Genomic DNA, 15330 nt, shown 5'->3' on the forward strand with positions numbered 1-15330 from the left:
TTTCCCTGCTATCCGAGGAGTGACCCTCTCCGGCGATGGACGGATCGTCCTGTAGTACCTGCGCCGCCCCCTGCCGACATACCGCGGACCACCCGGTCCGCGTGCACGCGGAGGCGGCGGCATCATGAGCATCCCCCTGCTGCTCCTTGGAGCGGCCTTCCTGCTGATCCTCGCCAACGGCTTCTTCGTGGCCGCCGAGTTCGGCCTCGTCACCGTCGAGCGCCAGGACGCCGAGCAGGCCGCGGCCGAGGGCGACAAGCGCGCCCGTACGGTCGTCCAGTCGCTGAAGGAACTCTCCTTCCAGCTCTCCGGCACCCAGCTCGGCATCACCATCACCTCGCTCGTCGTCGGCATGCTCGCCGAACCGGCCCTGGCCGACCTGCTCAGCGGCCCGTTCAGGGCGCTCGGCGTGCCCGAGGGCGCCGTCTCCGGTGTCGCCGTGGTCTTCGGCATGCTGCTGGCCTCCGCGATCCAGATGGTGGTCGGTGAGCTGGTCCCCAAGAACTGGGCGGTCTCCAAGCCGCTCCAGGTCGCACGCTTCGTCGCGGGCCCGCAGCACGTGTTCTCGCGGCTGTTCCGGCCGGTGATCTCCGTGCTCAACACGGTCGCCAACCGGCTGGTGCGCGCCCTCGGCGTCGAACCGGCCGACGAGCTGGCCTCCGCCCGCACCCCCGGCGAGCTGGTCTCCCTGGCCAGGCACTCCGCCCAGGCCGGAGCCCTGGAGCAGGACACGGCCGACCTGTTCGTCCGCACCCTGTCCCTCGGCGACCTGACCGCCCAGCACGTCATGACCCCGCGCGTGAAGGTCAGCGCGCTCCAGGACTCGGCCACCGCCGAGGACGTCGTCAACCTCACCCGTGCCACCGGCCTGTCCCGCTTCCCCGTCTACCGGGAGAAGATCGACGAGGTCGTCGGCATGGTCCACCTCAAGGACGCCCTGGCCGTGCCGGCGCACGAACGCCTTCGCACCCCGGTGGCCCGCATCGCCGGCAAGGCGCTGCTGGTCCCCGAGACCCTGCCGGTGCGCCCCCTGCTGACCCGGCTGCGCAGCGAGCAGCCCATCGCGGTCGTCGTCGACGAGTACGGCGGCACGGCGGGCGTGGTCACGCTGGAGGACATCGTCGAGGAACTGGTCGGCGAGGTCCGCGACGAGCACGACCGCCAGGACGTGCCCGAGGTCGCCCCCGCCCCGCCCGAGGACGGCCACCCCGCCTGGGACGTGGACGGCGGCTGCCGCGTCGACGTACTGCACCGCATCGGCCTCGACGCCCCCGAGGGGCCCTACGAGACCGTCGCCGGACTCGTGGCCGACCTGCTCGGCCGCATCCCGGCCCCCGGCGACCGGGCCGAACTGCCCGGCTGGCGGCTCTCCGTGCGCCAGGTCCGCCACTACCGCGCCGAGCGGGTCCGCCTGGTCCGGACGGCACCCGTCGCCCAGCCGATGGAGGCCGCCCGATGAGCGTCGTCCAACTCCTCTTCGCCGCGCTGCTCGTCCTCGCCAACGGATTCTTCGTCGGCGCCGAGTTCGCGCTCGTCTCCGTGCGGCGCAGCCAGATCGAGCCGCTCGGCACCGCGCGCGCCCGCCAGGTGCTGCACGGACTGGAGCGGCTGCCGCAGATGATGGCGGCGGCCCAGTTCGGCATCACCGTCTGCTCGCTGACCCTGGGCGCGGTGGCCGAGCCGACCGTGGCCCACCTGCTGGAGCCGCTGTTCGAGGCCGTCCGTCTCCCCGAGGGCGTGATCCACCCGCTGGGCTATGTGATCGCGCTGGCCGCGGTGGTCTTCTTCCACCTGGTCATCGGTGAGATGGTGCCGAAGAACCTGGCCATGGCCGCGCCCGAGAAGGCCGCGCTGTGGCTCGGTCCGGGCCTGGTGTACTTCGCCCGGATCTGCAGGCCGGTCACCGTGGCGCTCGGCGCCTGCGCCCAGGGCATCCTGCGGCTCTTCCGCGTCGAACCCAAGGACGAGGTCGAGGCCGTCGTCACCAGCGAGCAGCTCAACCGCCTGCTGGAGGACTCCGGCCAGGCCGGTCTGCTCGACCCGGAGGCGCAGGAGCGGCTGGAGGACGCCCTCGAACTGGGCTCCCGCCCGGTCACCGACGTCCTCCTCAAGCGCGAGACCCTGGTGACGGTGCCCCCGTCGGTCACACCGGGGGAGATCGTCGAGCTGACGGCGCGCACCGGCTACTCCCGCTTCCCGGTGGCCGCCGGCACGGGTGCCTTCATGGGGTACGTCCATGTGAAGGACGTCCTCGACCTGGAGGACTCCGACCGCGCCGTGCCGCAGCACGTGTGGCGTCCGATGGCCACGCTGCGGGCGGAACTCCCGCTGGACGACGCGCTGACCGTCATGCGCCGGGCCGCCACGCATCTGGCCCAGGTGGCGGACGCCTCCGGCCGGGTGCTGGGCCTGGTCGCGCTGGAGGACGCGCTGGAGCTGCTGGTGGGCGAGGTCCACGACCCGGCCCACCCGGAGACCCCGGAGCCCGTCGCGCCGAAGGCGGAACCGGTGCCCCTGCGCCCGGCCCCCGCCCGGCCGCGCCAGAGCGGCGAACCGGAACAGGCACTCGCCACCTAGGCCGAGTGCGCCGCGGGACCCGTCACATCGCCGACGGGTCCTGCGGTGCCCGGCCCGACAGCACCTCGCCGTACGCCTGCATCAGGTCGGGCAGCCGCAGGGTGGCCAGGTCCTCGCGGGAGAGCATGCCCGGACAGATGGACAGCCGCAGATCCCGGTACGCGCAGCTCTTCTCGTAAAGGGTCCGCAGGAACCGGCCGTTGCCCAGTTCGTCGAGCCAACCCTGGTCGACCACGTGTCCCGCTATGGAGCGCAGTTCCTCCAGCGTCTCCTCGTCCCACTCGTCGCCGTTCTCCGCCGCGAGCACCCGGCCGATCTCGGTGAGTTCGGAGGGGCGGTAGGAGGGGAAGTCCACGCGGGTGGTGAAGCGGGAGGACAGGCCGGGGTTGGCGGCCAGCAGCCGGTCCATGCCCTCGGGGTACCCGGCGAGGATCACCACCAGGTGGTCCCGGTTGTCCTCGGCCCGCTTCAGCAGCACCTGGAGCGCCTCGTCGCCGTAGGCGTCGCCCTTGCCGTACCCGGAGTTGGAGAGCGCGTACGCCTCGTCCACGAAGAGGACCCCGCCGATGGCCGAGTCGATCAGTTCGTTGGCCTTCACGGCGGTCTGGCCCAGGTACTCCCCGACCAGATCGGCCCGCTGCGCCTCCACCAGGTGGTCGCCGCCGAGCAGCCCGAGGGCGTAGAAGACCCGGCCGAGGATGCGGGCCACCGTGGTCTTGCCGGTGCCTGAGGGGCCGGAGAAGACGAAGTGCCGTTTCGGCGGCTGCACCGGCAGCCCCTGCCCGGCGCGCAGCCGGGCCATGTTCAACTGCGCGGAGAGCGCCTTCACCTGCCGCTTGACGGGCTCCAGGCCCACCATGCGCTCCAGCTCGGCGAGGGCCTCCTCCAGTAAGGCCGGATCGGTCGGCCCGGCCGGCAGGGGAGAGACGGGGACACCGCTCTTCACCCGGACCGCCCGGTCCGGCACCGAGGGGAGCGGTCCGGTCGGCAGGTCCGGCTCGGAGAGCCTGAGGTCCCGGCCCTCGGTGCCGAACAGCGGGTCGAGGCCGTCGGGGCCGTCCATCGTGTCCTGCCCGGCGCCGGACAGGGTGATCGCCGCGAAGTCGGCCGGGTCGTCGTACCCGTCGCCCTCGGCGATGGCGGCGAGCCGGGCGGAGGTGTCCATGAACGCCGGGTCGACCCGGTGCACGGCCCGGTACAGCGGGAGCGCGGCGGCGCTGCGGCCGGTGCCCTCGTGCGCGCGGGCCAGCCAGTACCGCAGCTCCTTGCGCTGGGGCTGTTCGCTGCGGCAGCGCATCAGGGCGGTCGCCAGCAGCGGCTCGGCCTGCCCGTACGTCTCCAGCCGGACGCGGGCCATGCCGCCGAACAGGCCGGCCTCTATGCCGAGCAGGGGGTCGTCGAGCAGCGGGTCGGTGTGCCGGACCAACTGGTCCCAGTCCTTGACCAGATAGGCGCGGCAGGCGTGCAGGAACCGCACCTGCGGGTCGGTGTCCACGGGCGGCAGTCCGGCCAGCGCCCGGTCCAGCTCCGGCACATGGCGGCCGTCCAGCCAGTGCGAGGCGTGCGCCAGCAGCAGGTCACGCGGGCTCTCGAGCACCGGCTGCACCCACCAGCCGAGCCAGTACCAGGAGTTGAGGGCGCGGCGGTGCCGGGCGCGCTGTTCGCCGAAGCGGTCGCGGTGCCGGTACATCCTGAGCAGCGCCGTGGTCGTGTCGACCCTGAGCGCGTGCAGTCCGAGCCAGGCGTCGGCCATCCCCGGGTCCATCCGCGCGGCGGCGCGGAACTCCTCCTCCGCCTGCGGATAGGCGCCCATCGTGTAGGCGTCCACGCCTCGCATCCAGGCGAGGTCGGCGGGGGCCTCGGGGCCCTGCGTGCCGAAGTCCATCACGTCCCCCACGAACCGTGCCCCCCGTTGGTTGCCCACCGGGCAGGCGCTCGGCGGTCGCCGCGGTCGAACCGCTCTGCCGCGGACCGGAGTTGCAGGTGCGCGAGGCAGTCGCTCGAAGGTCGCACCGAGGGCATCGTACCCGTGGTACTACCGGCTGCCGAAGGGTGGCGCAGGGGACGTTCTACGAGGTGGGAGCATGCGGGGCGCATGGGGCGCGGTCACCGTGGGTGATCGAATCGGTGCGTTCGGCGGCCCGGAGAGGGGATCCGGGCAGAACGAAGCCCCCGGTCACGGGGGAACGACCAGGGGCTTCGTGTCTTCGGGCGACCCTCGACGGGCCGCGTGTTGAGAACGTAAGACCTGTACGGGCCCCTGGTCAAGCCAGGTCGGGGCTCCCGGCGAAGTTCCGGTGCGGCCGCCTTCACAAGTTGAGCACACAGCGGACGGGTCATCACCCTGAGTGAGAATCGGGCCTGGCCCGGCCGGTCAGAGGGGGCTCGCGGGCCCTGGCAGCACCTTGTACCCCTGCGGCGTCGCGCGCACCAAGAGGTCCGCGTGGGGGCGCGAGGGGTCGTCGGCGAAGTGGGCGCGCTCCGCCGCCGTCCAGCCGTCCCAGAACTCCCGCTGCGCGGCACCGTCCCGGCGGCGTCCGCGCGCCCAGGACTCCCGCTCGGGCAGCTCCATCCACAGCAGCGACGCCAGATGCGGGCGCAGCGCCCGGCGCCCCGCTCCCACCCCCTCGACCAGGATCACGGGGGCGGGCGGCAGGTCGCGCGGCGGTCCGAAGGCGCGCAGGGTCCAGTCGTAGGGGGCGTACCGCGCGTGCTCACCCCGGCCCAGCGGCTCGATCACCTGGGCGGTCAGGCGGCCGGTCCAGGAGAAGAGCTCGTCGTGGCGGGCGATGTCGTCCAGGTGCAGCACCGGTGCCCCGCCGAGCGCGGCGGACAGGTGCCCGGCGAAGGTGGACTTCCCGGAGCCCGCGTGTCCGTCGACGCCGACCAGCCGGACCGGCCCCAGGGAGGGGGAGAGGCCGCGCAGACGGCCGGCGAGGTCGTGAATGGCGATTCCTGAGGTGTGGTGCGGTGTGGGGGAGTTCTGCCGGAAACAGTCTAGTAGGGGCAGATGGGGGCACCGCCCGGCGCCAGGAAAACGGCACTTCCCGAACCGCCCGCTGACCTTCGGTCAATCGGTGGAGATTTTCGCTCGGAATCCGCCGACCGATATGTGAAATTAGGCGTTCCAGGTGCGTCGGCCGATGAGTAAGGTGCCTCCTGCACAACTGCGACGCGTCGTATCGGGACGGACAGGGGAGCATGGCCGCGGAGTTATTCGAGGGGCAGTACGTCTGGCACCCGGCGGCCGACGACCGTGTCCTGGCGAGCGTATGCGTCGATGTGCGCGCCGGACGTCATCGCTACGCCTACGAGGCCCTCGCCGAGACGCGGTCCGATTTCGCGCTGCGCGCCCACCGTTCGCTGGTGCTGGCCTCGGAGGCGGCCGGCACCGACCTCGTGGAGCGCTGGCTCGCCGAGGAGCCGTCGCCCGAGGCCGCGCTGATGTGGGCCCGCGTGGCCGTGCAGCGCGCCATGCGGGCCGCCGACGCGCGCGACGAACGCGCCGAGGCGCTGGAGCGGATCGCCCTGGCCGCCTGCGAGCGCGCCGCCGCCCTCGCCCCCGGCGACCCCACGCCCTGGGTCGCCAAGCTGGCCATGGCCCGGCTGCACCAACTGCGCGAACCCGCGCCGCAGGGCCTGCTCACCGCGCCGCCCGGCCCCTGGCGGCTGTTCGCCCACATCCTGTCCCTGGACCCCTATCACCGCGAGGGCCACCACCGCTTCCTGTCCTTCTTCTTCACCCGGCACGGCGGCTCGGTCAACGCCGCCTGGGACGTGGCCGCCTTCCTCAGCCAGCGCGCGCCCGCCGACTCCGCGCTCAGGCTGCTGCCGTTGGTCGCGCTGGTGGAGAGTTACAACCCGACCCAGTTGCTCGCCGACCGGGTCTGGGAGCAGCCGCAGTGGCGCTCGACCGCACTGGCCGCCTACCGCAACTGGCTGCCCACGGTGGCCGGCAGCCGCTTCACCCCGGTGCTCGACCTGGCCTACCTCGCGCACGCGCTGGTCATGGGCCAGAGCGAGTTCGAGGCGCGGGCGGTCTTCGCGGCGATGGGCCCGTACGCCTCGCGCATGCCCTGGAGCGCCTTCGGCGACCCCGCCGAACAGCTCTCCCGTGCCCGGCGCGCCTGCGGGCTGGCCGTCCCCGGACCAGGCTGAGAACCGCACCCGCAGCGTCCACCCCCCAACAGAAAGGCAGATCAGTGTCGGAACGGATATCGCCGCCGGAGGCCAAGGCCTCGGCGGCCGAGGAACCGGTCGTGCTCGACGACGACGCGACCCTGCACGCGATGGGTTATCCGCGTAAACTCACGCGTCGTTTCAAAGCGTTCGACAATTTTGCGATCTCCTTCACCATCATCAATATCCTCTCGGGCATTTTCTCGTCCTTCGGATTCGGCCTGAGTGCGGGCGGCCCCCGTATTCTCGTGTTCGGCTGGATCGGGGTCTCGGTGATGGTGCTGTTCATCGGCGCCGCCATGGCGGAGGTCGCCTCCGCCTATCCGACGAGCGGGGCGCTGTATTTCTCCGCCGGTAAACTCGCCAAGCGGCACAAGGGTGCCTGGTCCTGGTTCACCGGCTGGCTGAACTTCGTCGGCCAGATCGGCGGCACCGCCGCCACGGGCTACGCCGCCGCCACCTTCATCCAGGCGTTCGTGGCCCTCCAGTGGCCGTCCTACGAGCCGACCGCCCACCAGACGGTGCTGATCACCGCGCTGGTGATCGTGCTCCAGGGACTCGCCAACACCTTCACCGTCCAGCTCGTCGCGGTGCTGAACCGGATTTCCGTGTGGTGGCTGCTGATCGGACTCGTCGTGATCGTGGGCGCACTCATCGTGATTCCCGATCATCATCAGTCGGCGTCCTTCGTGACGCATTTCGAGAACAACACCGGCTTCACCAACGGCCTTTACGGCGGCATGCTCGGCCTGCTGGTCACGAGCTGGACCTTCACCGGCTTCGACGGCAGCTTCCACATGTCGGAGGAAACGGTCCAGGCGACGGTCAACGCGCCGAAGGGCATCACCCGAGCCATCGGCTATTCGGCGATCACCGGCCTGATCCTGATGCTCGCGCTGGTCTACAGCATTAGCGACTACACCAAGGTGGCCGGTTCGGACGCCCCGCCCGTCCAGATTCTCATCGACGGGCTCGGCCTCGCCACCGCCAAGGTCATGCTCCTCATCGTCATCGGCGCCATGCTCTTCTGCGGGCTGGCCAACCTCACCAGCAACACCCGGCAGATCTTCGCCTTCTCGCGCGACGGCGCCATGCCGGGCTCGCGCTGGTGGCACTCCGTCTCGCAGCGCACCCGGACGCCCGTCAAGGCGGTGTGGCTCGCCGTCGGTTGCTCGCTCGCCCTGGTGGTGCCGGGCTGGTGGTCCCACACGGCGTTCACCGCGATCGTCAGCGTCAACGTGGTCGGGCTGTTCCTCGCCTACGCGGTGCCGATCTTCCTGCGGCTGCGGCTCGGCGACGAGTTCCAGCCCGGCCCCTGGCACCTGGGCCGCTGGGGCAAGCCGATCGGCTGGGTCGCGGTGACCTGGATCCTCGTCAGCAGCGTCCTGTTCATGCTGCCGCAGGCGTCCCCGATCACCGTGGACTCCTTCAACTACGCGCCGATCGCGCTCGCGGCCGTCCTGCTCATCGCCACGGTGTGGTGGTTCACCACCGCCCGCCGCCGCTTCCAGGGCCCGGTCAGCTACGGCCGCCCCGACGAGGTCGCGGCGATGGACCTGGTCTGAGTCCCCGGATGACATGAGCCTGCCACGGCGGGCCACCACGGCCCCGGTGCGCGGCATCCCGCCCGCACCGGGGCCGTCCCCGTGCCCGGTCCGCCGCGCCCCTTCATTGGCCGAGACCAATATTCGTGGGCGCGGCATGCGCCGAAGTGCTGGCAGGGGCATGTCGCCTGCTCCATAGTTGGCGCACAACCGTGCACCTGACCCGTCCCGACCCGGACACCTGGGGGTAGTCGCGCCCATGAGCCAAGCCCAGCAGCCGTCCCGCCGAACCGTCCTCGCCGCAGCCGTCGCCGTCGCGATGGCCGCCGGAACGGTACCCGCGGCCGCCGCCACCGCACAGGCGGCCGCCGACGCCGACGACTCGGGCCGCGCGCCCGCCCGTCCCGTCGACAACCGTGCCTGGACCACGTACACCGACTGGCGGAGCGGCACCGCGCGCGGCGTCCGGGCCGTCCCCGGCCACCGGCCCGGCGTCGCCATCGCCGCGCCCGTGGGCCGCACCGACTACACCGACCCGCACACCGGCACCACCGCCACCTGGGAGTACGCCACCTGGACCTCCCCGCTCCACCGGCTCAAGGTGCCCGCGACCGAGCTGATCGCCTCCTGGAACGCGGACACCCCCGCGGGCACCTGGCTCCAGGTCGAGCTCCAGGCCACGTACTCCGACGGCGCCTCCGCCCCCTGGTACGTGATGGGCCGCTGGGCCGCCGGCGACGAGGACATCAAGCGGACCTCGGTGGACGACCAGAGCGACGGCAAGAGCTCGGTGTGGACCGACACCTTCGCCATCGACGACGCGAGCACCGGCCTGCGCGCGGTGGCGTACCGGCTGCGGCTCACCCTGTACCGGGCCCCGGGCACCCGCCGCACCCCGACCGTGTGGCGGATCGGCGCCATGGGCTCCGACATCCCCGACCGCTTCACCGTCCCGGCCTCCACCCCCGGCCTCGCCCGCGAGCTCGTCGTACCGCGCTACTCGCAGGAGATCCACAAGGGCCAGTACCCGCAGTACGACAACGGCGGCGAGGCATGGTGCAGCCCCACCTCCTCGCAGATGATCGTCGAGTACTGGGGCGGCAGGCTCACCCCGGAGCAGCTCTCCTGGGTCGACCCTTCCTATGCCGATCCGCAGGTCGACCACGCGGCCCGGTACACCTACGACCACCAGTACACGGGCTGCGGCAACTGGCCGTTCAACGCCGCCTACGCGGCCACCTTCCCCGGTGTCCAGGGCGTGGTGACCCGGCTGACCTCGCTCACCGATCTGGAGACCCTGATCGCGGCGGGCATCCCGGCCATCACCTCCCAGTCCTTCCTCAAGACCGAGCTGACCGGCGCCGGTTACGGCACCTCCGGCCACCTGATGACGGTGATCGGCTTCACCGCCGACGGGGACGTCATCGCCAATGACCCGGCCTCGCCCAGCGATGCCGAGGTGCGCCGGGTCTACGCGCGGCGCGAGTGGGAGAACATCTGGCTCAGGACCAAGCGGTACAACGCCTCCGGCCAGGTCGCCTCCGGCACCGGCGGCGTCTGCTACCTGTACTTCCCGGCCGACCCGACCCCGCGCCAGGCACGCGCCCTGGCGGCGGTGGGCGTGCGCTGACCCGCCGGCGGCGGCCGGGCTCCGGCCCGCCCGCCGCCCGCCGCGTGCGCCCCTCGCAGCGCCCCCGGGCCGCCCGGCACCCTCTGCCATACTGCGAAGGTCCCGCCTACTGCCGAGACCAGGGTGGAAATTGAACGTGGGTCAACAGCGTGCCGCCGCCCACCCTCCGGCCCACGGCCCGGGCCGCGCGGGCGGCGCCCCCGCCCGGGCGCGCGGCACCGACCGCTCCGCGGCCCGCCGCGCCGAGCTGATAGCCATCGGGCGCGCGCTGTTCGCGGACACCTCCTACGACGCGCTGTCCATGGACGACATCGCCCGTCAGGCCCATGTCGCCAAGGGCCTGATCTACTACTACTTCCGCTCCAAGCGCGGCTACTACCTGGCGATCGTCCAGGACTCCGTGGCCGAACTGGTCGCCTTCGCCGCGAGCGGCGCCGAACTGCCCGCCGTGGACCGCCTCCAGCGCACCATCGACGGCTACCTCCGCTTCGCCGAGCACCACCAGGCCGCGTACCGCACCATCGTCAGCGGCGGCGTCGGCTTCGACGCCGAGGTGCACGCCATCCGGGACGGGGTGCGTGAGGCCATCGTCGCCACCATCGCCGACGGCGCCTACGGCCGGACCGACATCGGTCCGCTGGCCCGTACCGGCCTGTTCTCCTGGGTGTGCAGCGTCGAGGGCACCACGCTGGACTGGATCGGCCGCCCGGAGCTGACCCGCGCCGCCCTGGGTGAGCTGCTGGTGAAGACGCTCGGCGGGACCCTGCGCGCCATCGAGGAGCTGGACCCCTCCTGTCCGGCCCCGCCGCCGGCCCGCCGCGACGGCTGAGCGAGCCCCGGAACGGCCCCGGCTGGATTCTTCAGGTAAGCGGTCGTTAACTGGTGACGGGACGTCCTCGATCGGGCATACTCACGGCACAAGCCGCTGGTCAGCCGCCTCCGAGACCCGGAAGCGGGCCCTCGGCGCAACCGGAGCGATCGCGCGGAGCCGCCCCACCCAAGGCGCACATCCGCCGATGTGCCCGCACAGGGAGGAGTCCGACGCCATGTCCGACCGCGAAACGCAGCCGGTGGAGCGTCAACTGCCCACGGACGAGGCGAGGGATCTGCTCGCCCTGGTCCGGGACATCGCACAGCGCGAGATCGCGCCGAAGGCGGCCGAGGAGGAGGACGCCGGACGCTTCCCCCGCGAGGTCTTCACCCTGCTCTCGGAAGCGGGCCTGCTGGGCCTGCCCTACGACCCCGAGCACGGCGGCGGCGAGCAGCCCTACGAGGTCTACCTCCAGGTGCTGGAGGAACTGGCCGCGGCCCGGCTCACCGTCGGCCTCGGCGTCAGCGTGCACACCCTCGCCGCGTACGCGCTCGCCACCCACGGCACCAAGCAGCAGCAGGTCGAGCACCTGCCCGCCATGCTCGGCGGCGGCCTGCTGGGCGCCTACTGCCTCTCCGAGGCGTCCTCCGGCTCGGACGCCGCCTCCCTGCGCACCAGGGCCGTCCGGGACGGCGAGGACTGGGTGCTGAGCGGCACCAAGGCGTGGATCACCCACGGCGGCATCGCGGACTTCTACACCGTGATGGCCCGCACCGGCGAGGACGGCCCGCGCGGCATCACCGCGTTCCTGGTGCCCGGCGACGCCGAGGGCCTCGGCGCGGCCGCGCCGGAGAAGAAGATGGGCCTCAAGGGCAGCCCCACCGCCCAGATTCACCTGGACGGCGTACGCGTCCCGGACGAGCGCCGGATCGGCGAGGAGGGCCAGGGCTTCGGCATCGCCCTGTCCGCGCTCGACTCGGGCCGGCTCGGCATAGCGGCCTGCGCCATCGGCGTCGCCCAGGCGGCCCTGGACCAGGCGTTGTCGTACGCCGCGGAGCGCCGGCAGTTCGGCCACCCCATCGCGGACTTCCAGGGACTGCGCTTCATGCTGGCCGACATGGCCACGCAGATCGAGGCCGGCCGGGCGCTGTACCTGGCCGCGGCCCGGCTGAAGGACGCGGGCAGGCCGTTCGCCAAGCAGGCGGCCATGGCCAAGCTGCACTGCACCGACACGGCGATGCGGGTCACCACCGACGCCGTGCAGATCCTCGGCGGCTACGGCTACACCGCCGACTTCCCGGCCGAGCGCTACATGCGCGAGGCCAAGGTGCTGCAGATCGTCGAGGGCACCAACCAGATCCAGCGGATGGTCATCGCTCGTCATCTGGCGGGGCCGGAGAGTCGCTGAACTGCCCCCTGCGCACCGTCGGGGCCGCCAGCTCGACCCACTCCGGGTCATGGCGCCCCGGCAGCGTGCGGCCCCGGTCGGCCCACACCCGCATCAGCTCGGTGTAGATGGGCGGGTCCGGGTGCTGCGCGGCCGTGTCCGCGGGGCGGGGCACGTAGACGCGGCGCTGACGCCCGGTGGCCGTCTGGGTGGGAGTCATGCCTGGCCAACGCGAGCGCGGCCGGGCAGGTCACCGGCGCGCGGAATCGAGCGTCAGTTCAGCGCCGTCCACACCCCGCGAGAACGCGGAGACCCCGCAGCACGGGCGCGGTACGCCCTGGTGCGGGGTCACTTCGACGGTCGCGGCCCGGAAGGGCTAGGCGGCGGCCCGGCCGCGCATGAAGGGCACCCGCATCGGGCGCGAGCCCGGACCGCCCACGTGTGAGAAGGGCTGCGTACGCCAGTCCAGGCCCTGGGGGAGCGTCAGCAGCAGGGCGGTGTCCTGCTCCTGCGGCTCGACGGACGCGTCGGCGGGGCGGGCGTCGCTCGCCGCGCGGCCCGTACCGGCGCAGGCCGTCAGCCCGAACGGGTTCCACGGCGAGGCGCACAGCGCGTGCTCCGGCAGGCTCTCCTCGTCCGCCAGCAGCGCGATGGCCTGCGCGCAGTCCGGGCAGATCACCCGGTACATCTCGAAGGTGTCGTAGTCGGCGTCGAGCCCGTAGGCGTCCGAGGCGTCGGGTTCGACGCCCTCCGGCTCGGGCTCGACCACCGACTGCTGCCGCTTGGAAACGGAGCGAACGGGGCGCTTGACACTCTGCATGGGATTCTCCCCCTAAGGCTGGGCCGTGAAGGCGCTGCGGCCTCGACCACAGCAAGCACTTCCCGGCGGATCTCGGCGGTAATCGTGAGAACCTCACGGAGCGCGTTCAAGTGGTGTGGCGTTCGTCACAGGCTAACGGTGGATATCCGCCCAGATGCCGCGTGCCGCGCCATCGGGCGGCCCCGAAGTTCCCCCGCGCGCACGCGCGCGAACCCACAGGGTAGGTTTTGGCGGCATGGAGGAGCTGGACCGTCAGATCGTGGAGCTGCTCGTCAAGGACGGGCGCATGAGCTACACGGACCTGGGCAAGGCCACGGGCCTGTCCACGTCGGCCGTGCACCAGCGGGTGCGCCGGCTCGAACAGCGGGGCGTCATCCGCGGCTACGCCGCCGTCGTCGACCCCGAGGCGGTCGGGCTGCCGATGACCGCCTTCATCTCGGTCAAACCCTTCGACCCCAGCGCCCCCGACGACATCGCCGACCGGCTCGCGGACGTCCCCGAGATCGAGGCGTGCCACAGCGTCGCCGGGGACGAGAACTACATCCTCAAGGTGCGGGTCGCCACCCCGCACGAACTCGAGGAACTGCTCGCCCGGCTGCGCTCGCTGGCCGGGGTCTCCACCCGCACCACGGTCGTGCTGTCCACGCCCTACGAGGCTCGCCCGCCGAAGATCTCCTGAGCCCGCCGACACGCGCCCCGGTTCCGGGCGCGCCGCGGTGACGGGGGAGACTGGTGGGCATGAGTGAGCAGCCCGCCGCCCCCCGGACCGTCCTCCTGCGCCGCGGAGAGGTCCACAGCCCCGCCGACCCCTTCGCCACCGCCATGGTGGTGGAGCACGGCCAGGTCGCCTGGGTCGGCTCCGAGGGCGCCGCAGACGCCTTCGCCGACGGGGTGGACGAGGTCGTCGACCTCGACGGCGCCCTGGTCACCCCCGCCTTCACCGACGCCCATGTGCACACCACCGCCACGGGCCTCGCGCTGACCGGGCTCGACCTCTCCGGCGCCCCCACGCTGGAGGCCGCCCTCGCCCTCGTCCGGGACTTCGCCGCCGCCAGCCCCGCCGACCGGGTCCTGCTGGGCCACGGCTGGGACGCCGCCCGCTGGCCCGGCGGCCGCCCGCCGCTCCGCGCCGAACTGGACGCCGCCACCGGTGGCCGCCCGCTCTACCTCTCCCGTGCCGACGTCCACTCGGCCGTCGTCAGCAGCGCCCTGCTGGACCTGGTCCCGGACACGGTGAGCCGCGCGGACGCCCCGCTCACCGCCGACGACCACCATGCCGTCCGCGAGGCCGCCCTGGCCGCCCTCGCCCCGGCCCAGCGCGCCGAGGCCCAGCGCACCGCGCTCGCCCACGCGGCCTCCCTCGGCATCGGCTCCGTGCACGAGTGCGGCGGCCCGCAGATCTCCTCCGAGGACGACTTCACCGGTCTGCTGAAGCTCGCCGCCGAGGTGGACGGCCCGCGCGTCGTCGGCTACTGGGCCGAGCAGGACGTCGACAAGGCCCGTGAGCTGGGCGCGGTGGGCGCGGCCGGTGACCTCTTCGTGGACGGCGCCCTTGGCTCCCACACCGCCTGCCTGCACCAGCCGTACGCCGACGCCGCGCACACCGGTATCGCCTACCTGGACGCCGACGCGGTCGCCGGGCACGTCGTCGCCTGCACCGAGGCCGGACTCCAGGCGGGCTTCCACGCCATCGGCGACCTGGCCGTCACGGCCGTCGTCGAGGGCGTGCGCGCCGCCGCCGAGAAGGTCGGCCTCGCCCGCGTGCGGGCCGCCCGGCACCGCGTCGAGCACGCCGAGATGCTCACCCCCGACACCGTCGCCGCCTTCGCCGAGCTGGGCCTGATCGCCTCCGTGCAGCCCGCCTTCGACGCGGTCTGGGGCGGCGACGACGGCATGTACGCCCGTCGCCTGGGCGTCGAGCGGGCCCGCACCCTCAACCCGTACGCGGCCCTGCTGCGCGCCGGGGTGCCGCTCGCCTTCGGTTCCGACAGCCCGGTCACCCCGCTCGACCCCTGGGGCACCGTCCGCGCCGCCGCCTTCCACCGCACCCCCGAGCACCGGGTCTCGGTGCGCGCGGCGTTCACCGCGCACACGCGCGGCGGTTGGCGCGCCGTCGGCCGGGACGACGCGGGTGTCCTGGTGCCGGGCGCGCCCGCCGACTACGCGGTCTGGCACACCGGGGACCTGATCGTGCAGGCCCCCGACGACCGGGTGGCCCGCTGGTCCACCGATCCGCGCTCGGGCACCCCCGGCCTGCCCGACCTCACCCCCGGCTCCGGGCTCCCGGTCTGCCTGCGGACGGTGGTCGGGGGGCGGACGGTGTTCGTACGGCCGGGCGAGTGACTTCCCGCCCCACCGTCCCGCCGAACGGGTGGCACCGGT

Annotated in this window: 13 protein-coding genes; 9 read left to right on the forward strand and 4 right to left on the reverse strand. The window is 72.8% G+C overall.

Translation table 11 applies throughout. The features are described 5' to 3' along the window. Positions 1–124: 124 nt before the first annotated feature. Both HEK131_RS10910 and HEK131_RS10915 read left to right on the forward strand, forming a co-directional pair. Positions 125–1459 (forward strand): hemolysin family protein, encoded by a 1335-nt coding sequence (locus HEK131_RS10910; RefSeq protein WP_217460960.1) that lies wholly within the window; start codon positions 125–127, stop codon positions 1457–1459. Next, a complete protein-coding gene (locus HEK131_RS10915; RefSeq protein ID WP_217460961.1) occupies positions 1456–2577 on the forward strand; it encodes a hemolysin family protein in 1122 nt (373 codons plus the stop codon). Before HEK131_RS10910 ends, HEK131_RS10915 begins: the two co-directional genes overlap by 4 nt. Before the next feature lie 22 nt (positions 2578–2599). Here HEK131_RS10915 and HEK131_RS10920 read toward each other — a convergent pair whose 3' ends face one another. Then, a complete protein-coding gene (locus tag HEK131_RS10920; protein ID WP_244451981.1) occupies positions 2600–4462 on the reverse strand; it encodes an AAA family ATPase in 1863 nt (620 codons plus the stop codon). Positions 4463–4951: 489 nt separating this feature from the next. Next, positions 4952–5524 (reverse strand): uridine kinase family protein, encoded by a 573-nt coding sequence (locus HEK131_RS10925; RefSeq protein ID WP_244451982.1) that lies wholly within the window; start codon positions 5522–5524, stop codon positions 4952–4954. A 254-nt stretch (positions 5525–5778) separates the two neighbouring features. Between HEK131_RS10925 and HEK131_RS10930 the strand changes: the two genes are divergently transcribed. The 5 genes from HEK131_RS10930 (at position 5779) to HEK131_RS10950 (ending at position 12149) form a co-directional block, all read left to right on the forward strand. Continuing rightward, positions 5779–6735, forward strand: coding sequence for a hypothetical protein (locus HEK131_RS10930; protein WP_161147851.1), 957 nt, complete (start codon positions 5779–5781; stop codon positions 6733–6735). 44 nt (positions 6736–6779) lie between these two features. Continuing rightward, positions 6780–8321, forward strand: a complete 1542-nt coding sequence (locus tag HEK131_RS10935; protein WP_217460962.1) for an amino acid permease — start codon at positions 6780–6782, stop codon at positions 8319–8321. A 238-nt stretch (positions 8322–8559) separates the two neighbouring features. Then, entirely contained in the window at positions 8560–9930 is a 1371-nt protein-coding gene (locus HEK131_RS10940; protein ID WP_244334589.1) for a peptidase C39 family protein, read from the forward strand. Positions 9931–10060: 130 nt separating this feature from the next. After that, positions 10061–10759, forward strand: coding sequence for a TetR/AcrR family transcriptional regulator (locus HEK131_RS10945; RefSeq protein ID WP_432215620.1), 699 nt, complete (start codon positions 10061–10063; stop codon positions 10757–10759). 217 nt (positions 10760–10976) lie between these two features. Then, positions 10977–12149, forward strand: coding sequence for an acyl-CoA dehydrogenase (locus HEK131_RS10950; protein WP_244334593.1), 1173 nt, complete (start codon positions 10977–10979; stop codon positions 12147–12149). Here HEK131_RS10950 and HEK131_RS10955 read toward each other — a convergent pair. Together HEK131_RS10955 and HEK131_RS10960 are read right to left on the reverse strand one after the other, a co-directional pair. Next, positions 12112–12348 carry a hypothetical protein gene (locus HEK131_RS10955; RefSeq protein ID WP_217460726.1) on the reverse strand — a complete coding sequence of 79 codons (237 nt, stop codon included), beginning with the start codon at positions 12346–12348 and terminating at the stop codon, positions 12112–12114. The two genes, HEK131_RS10950 and HEK131_RS10955, sit on opposite strands and share 38 nt — an antisense overlap. A gap of 156 nt (positions 12349–12504) precedes the next feature. After that, on the reverse strand, positions 12505–12948 hold the full coding sequence (locus HEK131_RS10960) for a hypothetical protein (RefSeq protein WP_217460725.1): 444 nt from the start codon (positions 12946–12948) through the stop codon (positions 12505–12507). 235 nt (positions 12949–13183) lie between these two features. On the opposite strand from HEK131_RS10960, the gene HEK131_RS10965 reads away from it, so the two are divergent. Together HEK131_RS10965 and HEK131_RS10970 are read left to right on the forward strand one after the other, a co-directional pair. Then, the gene (locus tag HEK131_RS10965; RefSeq protein ID WP_161150974.1) at positions 13184–13627 is read left to right on the forward strand and encodes an Lrp/AsnC family transcriptional regulator; all 444 of its coding nucleotides are present in this window, start codon (positions 13184–13186) and stop codon (positions 13625–13627) included. A 59-nt stretch (positions 13628–13686) separates the two neighbouring features. Further along, positions 13687–15291 (forward strand): amidohydrolase, encoded by a 1605-nt coding sequence (locus HEK131_RS10970; protein WP_244334595.1) that lies wholly within the window; start codon positions 13687–13689, stop codon positions 15289–15291. Positions 15292–15330 lie beyond the last annotated feature (39 nt).

Source organism: Streptomyces seoulensis, from assembly GCF_022846655.1.
Lineage (GTDB): Bacteria > Actinomycetota > Actinomycetes > Streptomycetales > Streptomycetaceae > Streptomyces.

What these genes read in the sequence shown, in the direction of transcription:
- HEK131_RS10910 (WP_217460960.1), top strand. Translation starts at nt 125, where the DNA reads ATGAGCATCCCCCTGCTGCTCCTTGGAGCGGCCTTCCTGCTGATCCTC.
- HEK131_RS10915 (WP_217460961.1), top strand. Translation starts at nt 1,456, where the DNA reads ATGAGCGTCGTCCAACTCCTCTTCGCCGCGCTGCTCGTCCTCGCCAAC.
- HEK131_RS10920 (WP_244451981.1), bottom strand. Translation starts at nt 4,462, where the DNA reads ATGGACTTCGGCACGCAGGGCCCCGAGGCCCCCGCCGACCTCGCCTGG.
- HEK131_RS10930 (WP_161147851.1), top strand. Translation starts at nt 5,779, where the DNA reads ATGGCCGCGGAGTTATTCGAGGGGCAGTACGTCTGGCACCCGGCGGCC.
- HEK131_RS10940 (WP_244334589.1), top strand. Translation starts at nt 8,560, where the DNA reads ATGAGCCAAGCCCAGCAGCCGTCCCGCCGAACCGTCCTCGCCGCAGCC.
- HEK131_RS10950 (WP_244334593.1), top strand. Translation starts at nt 10,977, where the DNA reads ATGTCCGACCGCGAAACGCAGCCGGTGGAGCGTCAACTGCCCACGGAC.
- HEK131_RS10955 (WP_217460726.1), bottom strand. Translation starts at nt 12,348, where the DNA reads ATGACTCCCACCCAGACGGCCACCGGGCGTCAGCGCCGCGTCTACGTG.
- HEK131_RS10960 (WP_217460725.1), bottom strand. Translation starts at nt 12,948, where the DNA reads ATGCAGAGTGTCAAGCGCCCCGTTCGCTCCGTTTCCAAGCGGCAGCAG.
- HEK131_RS10965 (WP_161150974.1), top strand. Translation starts at nt 13,184, where the DNA reads ATGGAGGAGCTGGACCGTCAGATCGTGGAGCTGCTCGTCAAGGACGGG.
- HEK131_RS10970 (WP_244334595.1), top strand. Translation starts at nt 13,687, where the DNA reads ATGAGTGAGCAGCCCGCCGCCCCCCGGACCGTCCTCCTGCGCCGCGGA.